This window comes from Kangiella sp. TOML190 (assembly GCF_023706045.1).
GTDB lineage: Bacteria > Pseudomonadota > Gammaproteobacteria > Enterobacterales > Kangiellaceae > Kangiella.
The window spans coordinates 673,210-687,120 of the sequence record NZ_BQYL01000001.1; the positions used below are offsets into that span (position 1 = coordinate 673,210).

Sequence of the window (13,911 nt, forward strand, 5' to 3'; positions counted from 1 at the left end):
GGATTTGGTTTAATTAGCACAAATAGTGGTTTAATAAGCAACTATGATAATAAAATGTGGGTCCAATGACTAATGATTTCAATGGTTTTGGCCATTAAGCAAACCGTCGTCGCTTCCACAAAGATCAGCAGCAAGGCAGCCAGTAGCAGAGCATAACAAGAATGAAGAATCTATTAATCGGACTTACTTTAATCCTTATCGCAGCAGTATTTTTTTATTTCACCAAACCCAATCATGAGCCAGCGGTTGAAACCAATAGCAGTAGCAACAACCAACCGCTTCAAGCCAGCCAGCAGACTGAATCAGCTCTTGAGCCGGAGGAGCAACAAGCAGCAGCGGTAAGCTGTAACAGTCAAGAGCTTAACGAACAACTTAATCAGCTTAAAGAAGAGCGCAATGAGCAATTTTTAAGCTTTGTTGATAAAGGTGCCGACAAGGCTTTGTTAGAGCGTCTTGCGCGTGAAAGGCTACAAGATTACTCGTTGGTACAGCAACTCCAGCCTCCACAAGCAGCAGCAAACCATGAAAACCCTTTTTCCGATCTATTTAATTCCGAAGAAGGGCGGAAATTGTCAGAAGACTTGATGCTGGCTGCTATGGCCGGACAAGCGGATGAATACGCCGCTAAGTTTCGCCGTGGCGAGCTGTACCCTTTGGATCCGGACAAAGCAGAACATCGTGACTTATTATTATCGACCTTTTCCATGGGCGGCGAGCAAGCAACCTTAACCATGATCGAGCAACTTTATCCTGAAAAGACCAGCCTTTCAGCCAACGTATTGCCCGCAATATTTGCCACCATTAAAGATGAAACCACTTTGCGTAATATCATCAAACGAGTGGCTAATGTGAATTTACCCATCGAACAAAAGGTCGGTATCTTCGGCTCCCATGGCAATGGCAATCGCCCGCTCGATTCAGCGCTACAAAACCAAAACTTCACCGCAGCACAAATTCTGCTCGATTTTGGCGCTAAACCGCGGCCCGAAGCCAACCGTGAAAGAGCCAGTCTTGATCTAATCTACCAAGCCGATGAAGCTCCACCTAAGCTATTAACCGATATGCTCAATCGCGGCTTTACCACTTCGGACACCCAACGCGCCGAGCGTTTGGCACAAGAGTTGGCGAGCAGCAATCCGCAACTATCAACCAAGTTCGAACTCATGGCACAACAACTGGCGCAAAAAGAGCAGCTGTATTTTGAACAGGCTCCGCCAGCGCTGCAAAACCTGATCACCGACTACCAGCAACAACAGCAACAGCTCAATCAAGAGTATATGGACTGTTTAGCCGAGGAAAACCAAGCAAAGCCAACCATTCCACCCTACCAACCTATCAATAAGGCTAAAATCGAGGCTGATATTGATCGGATGGTGTCACAAAAGGTCAAATTTGAACAAATTATTGCCCAATTAGCAGCTTTTAATAAAGAAACGGTGCAGCATGCTTACCAATATTTGCGCCGTTTAAGGCTCAATAAAGTCAACCGTTTCAATAACTTCCAGAACTTACCGCCAGAACTTCGCCAGCTTATCCTGCTCTACAAAGACAAAAAATGGAATCAGATGGTAAAGCTGATGGAGACCACTAAGTTCCCGCCCGAATTAGAAATATCGCCCGCTACCATGCTGCCAGAAATGATCCAGCAAGAAGCACCTGAATCAGCGATTGCCGCTATGGTCAAAATTAGCGATAAGAACGACATTAAACTGATCCGGCAGGCTCAGTTTCAACCTAAATTGTTGGAGCGGATCGCGGGTTATGGTTTTAACCTAGATGCTAAGGACAATTCCAATAAAAACCTTTTTTATCAAGTGGTTACACGCGGACAAGTAGAGAAAGTCGATACCCTCTTAGGCTATGGCGTTTCCATGGTTTCAGATCCTTTTGGCTACGATCCGCTCGACGCACTACTGAGAAACCCCAATGCTAATGAAAAGATGCTGGCAAAATTGCAAGATATCGGTTTCCCCATAACAGCCCATCACCAAGATTACGCCCTCTACCTGAAGGAACATTATCCCAAGCGATACCAAAAGCTGATCGAGGCGATTCCGGATCTGGAAGTAACCGGCAAATGGCAGCCAAAAAGCCCATAGACTGTGATTAAGTTGTAGTAATTTCGTAAGATTTGTTGATAAGATGATGATCCTTAACGACTTTATAACGATATTATTGGGCGAATAATCCTGTTATTAGCGTTTCCTTACAGTGTTTTTTTGGGGTATAGTAAGCGCTAGGAACTGTAAACTTCTGTTTTTTGGACAGGATGAACCAATTATAAAAGGAAAACCATGAAAAAATTATTAGTTTCCGTGGTTGCTTCAGCCACGCTTATTTTGGGGGCCATCGCTAATACAGCGACTGCGGCTGAACTTCGCGCTGATCATCCAGATACCTATGTCGTCAAAAAAGGGGATACGCTTTGGGATATTTCTGGCCGCTTTTTACAAAAGCCTTGGAAATGGCCTGAAATTTGGCACGTTAATCCAGAAATTGCTAACCCACACCTCATTTATCCTGGCGACATCCTAAAACTTGTCTACATCGACGGTAAACCTTATTTAGTTAAAGCCTCTGATGGCACCATCAAGTTGCGCCCGAAAGCGCGTGTCTTGTCAGAAGGCGATGCCATTACCACCATTCCGCTGGATTTGATTAAGCCCTATTTAACTGACGAATTGGTGATGGACGAGTCAGCTTTTGCTAACACTCCTTATGTGGTGGCACACGACGAAGAACGCGCCATGTCAGGTGGTATGGACGATCGGATGTACGTGCGCGGCCTGAACACTGAACGCGGTGCATCGTATGGCGTTTATCGTAAAGGTAAAGTCTACCAAAGCCCTGGCTCGGAAGAGATTTTAGGAGTTGAAGCTCGTTACCTTGCCAATGGCGTCATTAGCCGTGCTGGCGATCCGGCTTCTTTAGACATCAAAAAATCTAAACTCGAAGTGTTAAAAGGCGACTTAGTCTTACCGCGTAATGAAGATCCACTGCCACCAGTCTATGCGCCGCGAGGCCCTGACTTCGACATCAACGCTAACATTATCTCGGTTTATGACGGCGTAACTCAGATTGGCCAATACAATGTAGTGGTGTTGGATAAAGGTGCTCGCGATGGTATGCAAGAAGGACACGTGCTGTCGGTTTACAAAAAGGGCAAACTGATCCATGACAAAATTGCCGAAGAGCGCGGCGCTGAGAAAGTTAACGTAGTATTACCCGAAGAAAGAGCCGGTGAACTGATGGTTTTCCGTACTTTCGACAAGGTTAGCTTGGCGTTAATTATGGGGGCAACCCGTCCTATCCACATATTGGACGTGGCTAAAAACCCTTATTAATGACTATCAAAGCTTGTAAGCTGATTTCAGAAAAAGCTTACAAAATAAAGAGTTAACAAAGCGGAGCCACAGGGCTCCGTTTTTGTATAATGGCTCCATACTACTTCATACATTAGGCTTTAAACCAAAATATGTCGCACTCTTTGCCCGCTCTAAAGCATTGGTTAGCGCTTTCCCAGCTCAATATCAGCGGCAATAAATTGCTGCAATTTTTGCACCAACATGCTGATATAAAACGGCTATTCGGCATGAGCGATACCCAATTACAAAGCTATGGCTTTCGGGCAGGCCTTGCGAACAAGCTTGACGCCACTGATTGGCAAAAAGTTGAGCAGGATTTGCAATGGTTTGACCAAGACAATAAGCACCTAATACCCGTTGGTTCTAACGATTACCCTACGCTGTTAAAACAAACTCAAGGCGCTCCGGCACTACTTTTCTGTTATGGCAACAAATCCGTTTTAAACCAACATCAGATCGCCATTGTCGGCAGCCGAAACCCTAGTCCTCAGGGTAAAAATAACGCCGAACAATTCGCTCTATCTTTGGCTCAAGCAGGTGCAGTTATCACCAGTGGCTTGGCTTTGGGAATTGATGGCTACGCCCATCAAGCGGTAGTAAACGCCAACCTAGCCACCATTGCAGTGACTGGCACTGGGCTAGATCGAGTCTACCCTGCTCGACATAAAGAGCTGGCAGAGCAAATTATCCAACAAGGCGCACTGGTCAGTGATTTTGCTCTTGGCACTGGCGTTCGCGCGAGCAACTTTCCCTCCCGCAACCGCATTATTACTGGCATGAGTCTTGGCACTTTGGTGGTCGAAGCCGCCATTAAGAGCGGCTCTTTGATCAGCGCTCGACTGGCTGGCGAGCAAGGACGCGAAGTCTTTGCCATTCCAGGTTCGATCCATAATCCACTCGCTAAAGGTTGCCACCAACTAATAAAGCAAGGCGCAAAGCTGGTAGAAACCGCCGAAGAAATTATTGAAGAGTTGCAAGCGTTAGCGCTTTGGCAGCTTGAATCTCAAGAAACATCCTCCGCGCAGGCCAGTTTCGAGTTGGATAAAGATTATCAGCAACTGTTACAACAAATAGACTATGACACGACCAGCATCGAACAAATTTTAGACCGTTCAGGACTTGAAATAGGGGTAGTCAGCCACATGTTATTGCTGTTAGAATTAAATAACCACATTGCTAATGTGGCTGGTGGCTACCAACGAAAATAAATGACTTAAAACTCATCATTTTCAGCCTACAGTCAGCTTCAGTGTGGTATATCTAGCTTAATATTGTTATTCCTAATAACCAAAGAGAGCTGAATGAAAGAAGACGTACTCGACGTACTACTTTATATCTTTGAAAACTTTCAAGACGAAGAAAGCAACCACATTTTCGCTAACGATAACCTAGTTGAAGCCCTTGAAGACGTTGGATTCTCTGACGGCGAGATCAAAGGTGCTATCGACTGGTTAGACGGACTAGTAATCGCTACTTCAGACACTTTCAAGCCAAACCGCGCGACCCAAGGCGCTCTTCGGGTATTTTCACCCAAAGAGCAACTGCATTTATCTACGCGGACTCAAGGTGCCATCATGTTCTTCGAACAAATAGGCGTTTTGGACATGCACGCGCGTGAAATGGTCATTGACCGGATGTTAGCGCTTGGCCCACAAGAAGATGAAGAGATCGAACTTGATCGACTACGCTGGGTGGTGATGATGGTATTGTTTAATATGCCAGATCGTGATGCTGAATTTGCTTGGGTGGAAAACTTAGATATGGGACTCGCTGCTCACTAGTTCAGCTAGTTTGAGTCTCAACATCGGCAATAAGCCGTAACAGTTTTATATCCATGGATAGCTTCCATGGAAACGCAACTTTCTACAAAAAAAGTAAATTTACTTGACCTGGATAGAATCGTATAAGGGAGCATTTTCTATTAATTCCGTTCCTTTAGCACGAGCCCAAGAAACGATAACATAACGATGACCTTGAGTCGTCAGCTCAGCTTTATGTAGGTAACGATGATCAGAGGGGAAGCAAAGTAACATTCCTTTTCTTGGTTTTAGCCGCATTTGGAAATTAGGAAAAGTTAGCTCCCCTCCATCGAAATCATCATTTAGATAAATGAGCAAACTGTAATCGCGATTGGCGCTTTTCACCCATTGTTTTTGGTGCTTATCCCAGTTTTCTGAATCCGCATGATAATCATAAAAGCCGCCTTTTGAATAAATAAGTGCTTGCGGCTTTTCAAAGCTTGAGATGTTTTTTTTATAATAATTAATAAATTCATCTTTAAAGAAATTATTAACGAGCGTTTCGAGGTCATCACTGAGCGAACCTAAACTTGAAATTTCATTGTTTCTAGTTTTAGATTCAATATTTCTTTCTACATCCTTAACATCTTGAATAGTTGCTTTGAATTTTTGTTCCGCGTTTATTTTACTTATTAATTCGTCACAAAAAGCATCGCTCAAGAATGGCTGGATCATCAACACTCCTGGAGGTAAAGTTCCTTTGACTACTGTCAACCCAGGCTCTTGATCACTACATACAGATTGCATAGATGGAGCCATCAAATTGCCCCGATAAATGCCTTCATCACTTAATAATGAGGTTTGACTAAATTCCTGCGACTTATCAGCATCCAAGCTACCATGGCAGTGCTTATATTTCTTCCCACTACCGCAAGGGCACTTTGAATTTCTTGAGATTGAGTTCATGGAATGTATTAATTTCTAAACAATGACCTTTAATTATATCATCAATCAAACCAAAAATTTAACGCATTTAATTCACTCTTATTTGCTAGAATAGCAGAACAAGCTTCAATTAAACTGTATTTTGACAAACGCCTCTGTTAATAACTTTTTTATCGATAATCTACCTGCCGATACAGAAACGGAAAATTTCACACGGCAAGTTGCTAACGCTTGCTACTCTTTTTGCACGCCGGTCAAACCCAGCTCGCCTCAATTGTTGAGCCACTCTTGGGAAGTCGCAGAACTGGTAGGCATCGACACTAAGCATGGCGTCTCGCAAGAGTGGCAGGCCATTTTATCGGGTTCGAAACTTGCCGATGATTCTAAAACTTTTGCCATGCGTTATGCAGGACACCAGTTTGGCCATTGGGCGGGACAGTTGGGCGATGGCCGCGCCATTAACCTTGGTAACATAGTTCATAATGACCAATCGTTAGAGCTGCAACTTAAAGGCGCTGGACCTACCCCCTATTCCCGTGCTGGTGATGGTTTTGCGGTATTACGCTCTTCTATTCGAGAATATTTATGCAGCGAGGCGATGCATCACTTGAAGATCCCCACTACTCGCGCTTTGGCCTTAATGACCACCGGCGACTGGGTTGATCGCGATATGTTTTACGATGGAAATGTGCAACCAGAAGCAGGTGCCATTGTCTGCCGTGTTGCGCCCTCTTTTATCCGCTTTGGCAATTTCCAAGTGCATGCAGCGTTTCAAGAATTGGAGATCCTTAAGCAGCTTGCAGATTTCACCATTGGTCATTATTTCCCGCAGTTAGTGGAAAAACATATTGATAAAGCAACCTATTTGGCCTGGTTTAAAATCGTCTGTGAGCTAACTGCCAAGATGATTGTCCACTGGCAGCGCGTTGGTTTTGTGCATGGCGTAATGAATACGGATAATATGTCGATCCATGGCCTCACCATTGATTATGGTCCTTACGGTTTTCTCGATAATTTTGATCCGAACTGGACGCCTAACACCACGGATGCCCAAGGCAAACGTTACCGTTATGCCAACCAGCCTTATATTGCTCATTGGAATTTAGTCAAATTAGCGGAAGCGCTTTATCCCTTAATCGAAGATGCTAAGCCTTTAGAGGCTATTTTGAATGAATTCCCTGTTTACTACGAACAACAGTCGCAACGCATGATGGCTAACAAATTGGGGCTTGATAAAGTCTTGGCCACTGATAAGGAACTGTTTGAAGACCTAGAAAAATTGTTAGCAGCTACTGAAACCGATATGACGATTTTTTACCGCGAGCTTGCTCAGTTCGACGGCCAGCTAACATCCATCAATAACTTATTCACTGATGCTTATTACCAAGAAACATTAACCGATGATTATATTCAAGCTCGTCACCAATGGTTTTTGGCTTATAGCGAGCGCCTACAGCAAAATACCATTAGTCATTCCGAAAAAACTGAGTTAATGAATCGCACTAACCCTAAATATATTTTGCGTAATTATTTAGTCCAAATTGCTATTGATAAAGCCAATCAAGGTGACTATTCAGAAATAAATAAACTGCTTGAAATTATGCGTAAACCTTACAGCGAGCAGCCAGAGTTTGAGGACTATTACCAAAAGCGCCCAGAATGGGCACGGAATAAAGCCGGCTGCTCAATGCTAAGTTGTAGTTCTTGAGCTTCTAAAACTAAACCTTAATCTGAACTGGCCACTAATCCTTGCTCATAATATTAGTTCTACCGCCTTGGGTTATGGCCAATTGATTTTTTTCTGCATCAAATTTGATGATTATTCCCGCCAAATCGAATTTAAACTCGCTATCCGAGACTGGGGTTAAAGGAAAAGCCGATTGCCCCGTTGCTTGGGCAAATAGATCGCCGTCTTTTAACATCACTTCAATGTCCAATGGGAAGTCATCTGCTTTGTATAGCCCTACATAAGAAGCTAATATTGATGCTTCAACTACAAGCTTCGGTGTTTTCGGTTTTGCTGATTTTTCGATAAAAATATCGGCACGACCGCCTTGTTTGATAACCAATTGTTGATTGGCAGGATCAAACTTCATTTCGATTGCCGCCGAAGCAAACTCAAAGGTGTCTTTTTCAATTGGGGTTAAAACAAAAGCATTTTGTCCTGTAGCTTGAGCAAATAGTTTATCGTCCTTGATCATGACGCTAATATCTAATGGATGGGTATCGCTAGTATAATCGCCTGCATAAACTTTCAACTCTTCAATACTAAGCTTTAGCGTTTTAAAGTCAGGAATCTCGACCTCTCTACCGAAGGCAGCTTTGATTAGTGCGCGATTAATTTTTCCAACGTCGTAACTACTACCATTTGATAGGTAAGCAATCCCCAACTTTTCTTCAGGAAAATAAATCATATTCGACAAATAGTTTTCAATTTTACCGTTGTGCCAATAACCAATCAGTTTTCTATCACCTACCTGAACTTCTCGTTTAAAAATACCGTGGGCAAACCCGTCTTGCTCACTTAGCATGATATCTAAAGACTCTCTCGAAATGAGATTGCCAGCAAATAGAGCGCTAAAAAACTTGTTTAAATCTTTTGTCGTAGAAACCAATGCTCCAGCAGCGTCAACAGAAGACATATCCCATTGCGGAATTGATTGCCAGCCTTGGTTTTGGACATAAGACAGCACCTCACCTTTTTCTGCTTCAGAGACTTCTTCTAAATAAGTCGCTTCTAAGCCTAAGGGTTTAGCAATTTTCTGGTCAATTAAATCTCCATAATCTTTGCCACTGATCATCTCTAAAATATAGCCCAGCAATAAATAATTACTGTTGCTATATTCTCCTTTCGAGCCAGGTTCAAAAATAGCATCAAACTGTTCGATTCGTTGTACCATTTGTTGCGGAGTCTGAGGCTTTTGAAAGTAACTGATGAATTCCGGACTATCGGTATAATTAAAAATTCCTGAGTGGTGATTCAGCAACATTTGAATGGTTATTTGTTCAGCCTTATCAATCTCTGGGAAAAATTTTGATAACTTTGTTGCTAAATCCAGCTTGCCGCTTTCTATCATCTGCAAAACTAGCGTCGCGGTAAAAGTCTTCGAAATAGAGCCTATTTTATAACGATAATTATTGCTTGATTCGACTATCTTGTCGGCTTCTAGGATAAAAGCTTTTTCATAGTCCTGATCACCTTCGCGATAGATACCTATCGAACCTAATATCCGCTGCTTTTCTACTAGTGCATTAAAATACTCATCTAACTGCTGATAATGATTGCCATGATTTATTTTATCGGCTGTAGCTTCTTGCTGCTGATAAGTTTCCGTTATATTGGATTTTCCTTCGGAGCGCGTTGCTTTGTCATCACAACTAACAATACAAAGAAGGCTGAGTGGCACAAGGTATTTAATAAACATAGCTATTGATTTCATTCAAGATTAATAGGGACTGTTGCTAATCATAACGGATCCATTCTAGAAATATTCCCTATTTACTACGGAAAATTGTTTCAGAATAATTCTTTTCCAAGCGTTAAGGATTCATCTAATCAATAACAGATTAAATAAGATGGATACGATAGGAAGTCTGAAACGATAATGACAGCACAAGAGCTGCGCGCTATCTATACACTGCAATTACCGTTTATCTATTGAGTGTTAAGTGAGTGAATACCGAGCATTAATACAGTGATTGGCGCAATCACGGCATCATTCTTTCGCCCAAATTACCCATTACCCACAAGCTACCAAAGATCATCACAATCACCATAAAAGATGCTAAAAATAAGGCGATCCTGGCTTCGATAGGCACTCTATCGGTGGTGTAGTGAAGGAAAAACCTTAACTGCACCACTACTTGGATAATCGCCATAACGGTGATTACGGTGACCGTTGCAAAATAACCCACATCGTCTCCATGAGACGCTACGGTAAAAGGAATAACGGTTAAAATCACCGCCAAAATAAAGCCATAAATATAATCTGTTAAATGCGGTTTTCTTAGGTGTACTGGTTTCATCATAAAATTCCTGGCAAGTAGACAATAGAAAAGATCCCGATCCAAATAAGATCAAGGAAGTGCCAAAATAAACCGACTCGATACAGTCGCGACAATACTGGTTCAGTTAGCCCTTTGCTCAACATCTGCGCTGCAATTACGGCTAACATAATAAGACCGAACAAGACATGCAAACCGTGGGTTGCTACTAGCGCAAAGAAAGAGGACAGGAAGCCACTGCGCTGCGGGCCATGGCCATCATCAATTAACTCTTTAAACTCAAGTAGCTCGAGCACAATAAAGCCCGCGCCTAAAATAAAGGTTACCACCAACCAAATCAGCGCTAGATTTCGTTTTCCCGATAAAGCGCTTATGGTAATCATGCCAAAAGTGAAACTTGAGAGTAGTAATAACGCGGTTTCTTGCGCGGCGCGGCCAATTTCAAAAATTTCATTTGCTCTTGGCCCGTCGGCGACACCATTAATCAAAACTTCATAATTGGCAAACAAGAGAGCGAAAATAATGGAGTCACTCATCAAGTAAAACCAAAAACCCAGTGCGCGCTCGCCATGCTTGGCATTACTAGCAGGAGTACCCAAATTACCCATTGGGTGCTCTTTATCTTCTATCTCCTGAGCGTTGCTTGCGGTAATTTCTGTCATGACGATACTCCTTGATGGCTTTCCATAATTTCTTTGACTTCCTCAGCCGTGATTTCATATTCATCATGATCGTTATAACTGCGCACAATGGTCGCCGCTAAAATGGCTACTAAACTGACGAAGAATAACCACCAAATTTGCCATACGGCTGCAAAACCGGCTACAAACGATATGACTCCGATAATAAAGGCAATAGGCGTTGATTTAGGCATTTCAATATCTTCATAAGGACCTAACTTTAACGATTCTCCCTTTCGTTTAGCTTCGGCATAGCCATCTATTTCGTCAATATAAGGAACTCGAGCAAAGTTAAATTCCGGTGGTGGCGATGGAATAGTCCACTCCAGTGTTCGCCCATCCCAAGGATCGCCAGTAGTATCACGCAGCTTATCGCGATTTTTAATACTGACGTAAAGCTGGATCAGCATGCCAATAATGGCAAATAACACCAGACAAGCGCCGATAAAGGCAACTACTAGCAATGGCATAAAGCTGGGATCATAGATCTCGGCGGTACGTCTTGGCAGCCCCATCAAACCCAATGCATACAGCGGCATAAAGGCACAAATAAATCCAAGGAACCAACCCCAGAAGATCCGTTTACCCCACTTTTCATCCAACTGGAATCCAAAGGCTTTAGGGAACCAATAGTTGTAGCCCGCTAAATAACCAAACAGCACTCCTGGGATAATCATATTGTGGAAATGCGCCACCAAGAAGGTCGTGTTATGCAGGTTGTAATCCACCGGCACAATCGCATGCATCACACCCGTCGCTCCACCAATTACAAACAAGACAATAAAGCCTAGCAGCCAATAAATGGTTGAATGGAAGCGTACCTTGCCGCGGTACATGGTGAACATCCAATTAAAGATTTTTAAACCGGTCGGGATCCCGATGATCATAGTGGCAATACCAAATACCGCATTAACGTATGCGCTAGAACCCATGGTAAAGAAGTGGTGTAGCCAGACCAGCATTGAGAAAATGGTGATCACCGCGGTAGCTGATACCATATGCTTATAGCCATACAGTTTTTTGCTGGAGAAGGTTGCACTGACTTCAGAAAAAATACCAAACGCCGGTAACACCAAGATATAGACTTCAGGATGGCCCCACATCCAGAATATGTTGGCAAAGTTCATAATGTTACCACCGGCTTCGTTGGTAAAATTATGCATCTCAAAAATACGATCCAGACCCAATAAGGCAGTCGCCACCGTGAGCGCGGGGAAGCACAATAAGATGATGATGCTGGCACACAATACTGTCCAAGTAAAAATCGGCATATGCATTAATTTCATGCCGGGAGCTCGCCGCCTGATAATGGTGACAATGAAATTAATTGCTGACATGGTCGTCCCCCAGCCGGATATAAAAATTGACCAAATCCAATAATCCACGCCAACTCCGGGACTTCGTAAAATTCCCGAATAGGGTGGATAGCCAGTCCAGCCCGCGGTTGAGAACTTTCCAACCACTAACGAGATCAGAACTAAACCCGCGCCAGCAGCGGTTAACCAAAAACTCAAGGCATTCATGTAGGGATAAGCAACGTCTCGAGCACCAACTTGCAACGGCAACAGGTAATTGATCAAGCCGCTCATAAAGGGCATAGCCATAAAGAAAATCATGATGGTGCCATGAGCCGAAAAAATCTGCTGGAAATGATCGCCTTCTAAATACCCCTCGCCAGCCACCGACATAACTTGCTGGCTTCTCATCATGATAGCGTCAAAAAACCCACGCAGTAGCATAATCAAAGCCAGCACTATGTACATGATGCCAATCTTTTTATGATCGACCGTGGTTAAATAATTACGCCATAACCAACCCCAAGCTTTGAAATAGGTCAAGACGGCAACTGCCACCAAGGCACCTAAAACCGTTACCGCCGCCCCACTTAGCGCTACTGGGCTGTAAAGGGGTAATGCATCCATTGATAAACGACCAAACATATCAAAGCTCCTTGTCATATTCTTCTGTGGTTTTTAGCGGCTTCATACTGTAATGAGGCATATATTTCTGCACAATCCGACTAAAAAGCTCTGGCTCGGTCGAACTAAAATAGGTGATTGGATAACCTTCCGTACGTTCAACCAGTTGCTCGTAACGCTCAAAGTTCAACCGCGATTCTTGAGTCACTTCCGCATCGCCAATGACGTTATTTGCGCTACCAACATTATCCGCCCAAGCCTGAAATTCATCCGGCGTTAGCAAATGCATCAAAAATCGTTGCTTTGAAAAACCAGGGCCAGAATACATAGCATTGGCTCCTTCCAACACGGTCGGTTCCGGCGCTAAGAAGTTGGCTCGGGTTTCCATTCCAGGCATGGCATAAATCTGGCTGATAATCGCCGGAATGAAAATCGAAGTCATCATGGGATCAGAAGTGATGCGAATGGTCACTGGGCGCCCGGTGGGCGCTACCAATTGATTAACGGTTGCTACTCCTTCCTCGGGATAAATAAACAGCCACTTATAATCAAGACTAACCGCCTGAATTTCATACGGTCTTTCATCGCCGCCTAACGGTCGATAAGGATCGAGTCGATGAGTATAGATCCAGGTCACAGTGCCTAGCGCTAAAATGGTTAGCATCGGCACAAACAATGTCACCATATTGATAGGCTTAGAATCTTCAAATTCCGGATCGTATTTGGCCTTATCGTTAGACGCTCGATAGCGCCAAGCAATCCACAAGGTAGCAATGATCACTGGCACGATAATGCACGCCATGATGAGGGTGGAGATGACTAAGAGCTCATACTCAGATTCTGCCACTTGCCCCACTGGGTTGAGCATTGGCATATTGGCTTTCGAGCAGCTCGAAAGTAAGAACGGAAACGCAAGCAAATAGCTAAGGTTACGAAATTGTCCGAAACCTTTTCCGCTGGAAGTTTTTTCCTCTGCCATAATAAACATCCTTGACCGTTAGTTTTAACTGTCGGCAAATTTACAGTTTGGTTAGCAAAAACAGTCTTAATTGACTAAAGCTCATTGACCTAAACTTAATTAACACACAATGGTTAGTGGATGAATTACGACTGCTTTTTTAGTTAGAATATTCCTATAAAGTTTAATTTACCTACCTTCAAGTCTATAAGAGGGTTTTGAAAAGCACAAGTTGGATAGCTTGAACTAGCTCACAACCTCTATAAATCACTGATCTCAATATGGTTTTTCACTTTTGTT

General features: G+C 43.3%; 11 protein-coding genes and 1 pseudogene. 5 read left to right on the forward strand and 7 right to left on the reverse strand.

All coding sequences use genetic code 11. The features are described from left to right. The first annotated feature begins 161 nt into the window (after positions 1-161). The 4 genes from NFS34_RS03230 (at position 162) to NFS34_RS03245 (ending at position 5,146) form a co-directional block, all read left to right on the forward strand. Positions 162-2,099, forward strand: coding sequence for a hypothetical protein (locus tag NFS34_RS03230; RefSeq protein WP_251358447.1), 1,938 nt, complete (start codon positions 162-164; stop codon positions 2,097-2,099). Between the two features lie 195 nt (positions 2,100-2,294). Then, positions 2,295-3,344 (forward strand): LysM peptidoglycan-binding domain-containing protein, encoded by a 1,050-nt coding sequence (locus NFS34_RS03235; protein ID WP_251358448.1) that lies wholly within the window; start codon positions 2,295-2,297, stop codon positions 3,342-3,344. Between the two features lie 131 nt (positions 3,345-3,475). After that, a complete protein-coding gene (gene dprA / locus NFS34_RS03240; protein WP_251358449.1) occupies positions 3,476-4,573 on the forward strand; it encodes a DNA-processing protein DprA in 1,098 nt (365 codons plus the stop codon). 93 nt (positions 4,574-4,666) lie between these two features. Then, a complete protein-coding gene (locus NFS34_RS03245) occupies positions 4,667-5,146 on the forward strand; it encodes a DUF494 family protein (RefSeq protein WP_251358450.1) in 480 nt (159 codons plus the stop codon). A 99-nt stretch (positions 5,147-5,245) separates the two neighbouring features. Here NFS34_RS03245 and NFS34_RS03250 read toward each other — a convergent pair whose 3' ends face one another. Together NFS34_RS03250 and NFS34_RS11625 are read right to left on the reverse strand one after the other, a co-directional pair. Next, entirely contained in the window at positions 5,246-5,998 is a 753-nt protein-coding gene (locus NFS34_RS03250) for a 2OG-Fe(II) oxygenase (RefSeq protein WP_251358451.1), read from the reverse strand. 3 nt (positions 5,999-6,001) lie between these two features. Further along, positions 6,002-6,070, reverse strand: a pseudogene (locus tag NFS34_RS11625) (SEC-C metal-binding domain-containing protein); the annotation flags it as partial. A gap of 121 nt (positions 6,071-6,191) precedes the next feature. On the opposite strand from NFS34_RS11625, the gene NFS34_RS03255 reads away from it, so the two are divergent. After that, positions 6,192-7,757 (forward strand): YdiU family protein, encoded by a 1,566-nt coding sequence (locus tag NFS34_RS03255; protein ID WP_251358452.1) that lies wholly within the window; start codon positions 6,192-6,194, stop codon positions 7,755-7,757. A 34-nt stretch (positions 7,758-7,791) separates the two neighbouring features. Here NFS34_RS03255 and NFS34_RS03260 read toward each other — a convergent pair whose 3' ends face one another. The 5 genes from NFS34_RS03260 to NFS34_RS03280 form a co-directional block, all read right to left on the reverse strand. Then, positions 7,792-9,474 carry a serine hydrolase gene (locus NFS34_RS03260; protein WP_251358453.1) on the reverse strand — a complete coding sequence of 561 codons (1,683 nt, stop codon included), beginning with the start codon at positions 9,472-9,474 and terminating at the stop codon, positions 7,792-7,794. Between the two features lie 283 nt (positions 9,475-9,757). After that, positions 9,758-10,078 carry a cytochrome o ubiquinol/quinol oxidase subunit IV gene (locus NFS34_RS03265; protein ID WP_251358454.1) on the reverse strand — a complete coding sequence of 107 codons (321 nt, stop codon included), beginning with the start codon at positions 10,076-10,078 and terminating at the stop codon, positions 9,758-9,760. Beyond that, on the reverse strand, positions 10,075-10,716 hold the full coding sequence (gene cyoC / locus NFS34_RS03270) for a cytochrome o ubiquinol oxidase subunit III (RefSeq protein WP_251358455.1): 642 nt from the start codon (positions 10,714-10,716) through the stop codon (positions 10,075-10,077). The genes NFS34_RS03265 and cyoC overlap by 4 nt, the downstream gene beginning before the upstream one ends. Beyond that, the gene (locus tag NFS34_RS03275) at positions 10,713-12,674 is read right to left on the reverse strand and encodes a cbb3-type cytochrome c oxidase subunit I (protein ID WP_376707929.1); all 1,962 of its coding nucleotides are present in this window, start codon (positions 12,672-12,674) and stop codon (positions 10,713-10,715) included. The genes cyoC and NFS34_RS03275 overlap by 4 nt, the downstream gene beginning before the upstream one ends. A 1-nt stretch (position 12,675) precedes the next feature. Beyond that, entirely contained in the window at positions 12,676-13,632 is a 957-nt protein-coding gene (locus tag NFS34_RS03280; RefSeq protein WP_251358457.1) for a ubiquinol oxidase subunit II, read from the reverse strand. Positions 13,633-13,911: the final 279 nt, after the last annotated feature.

Coding starts and splice junctions, on each gene's coding strand:
- NFS34_RS03245 (WP_251358450.1), top strand. CDS start 4,667: ATGAAAGAAGACGTACTCGACGTACTACTTTATATCTTTGAAAACTTT.
- dprA (WP_251358449.1), top strand. CDS start 3,476: ATGTCGCACTCTTTGCCCGCTCTAAAGCATTGGTTAGCGCTTTCCCAG.
- NFS34_RS03230 (WP_251358447.1), top strand. CDS start 162: ATGAAGAATCTATTAATCGGACTTACTTTAATCCTTATCGCAGCAGTA.
- NFS34_RS03275 (WP_376707929.1), bottom strand. CDS start 12,674: ATGTTTGGTCGTTTATCAATGGATGCATTACCCCTTTACAGCCCAGTA.
- cyoC (WP_251358455.1), bottom strand. CDS start 10,716: ATGACAGAAATTACCGCAAGCAACGCTCAGGAGATAGAAGATAAAGAG.
- NFS34_RS03280 (WP_251358457.1), bottom strand. CDS start 13,632: ATGGCAGAGGAAAAAACTTCCAGCGGAAAAGGTTTCGGACAATTTCGT.
- NFS34_RS03235 (WP_251358448.1), top strand. CDS start 2,295: ATGAAAAAATTATTAGTTTCCGTGGTTGCTTCAGCCACGCTTATTTTG.
- NFS34_RS03260 (WP_251358453.1), bottom strand. CDS start 9,474: ATGTTTATTAAATACCTTGTGCCACTCAGCCTTCTTTGTATTGTTAGT.
- NFS34_RS03265 (WP_251358454.1), bottom strand. CDS start 10,078: ATGATGAAACCAGTACACCTAAGAAAACCGCATTTAACAGATTATATT.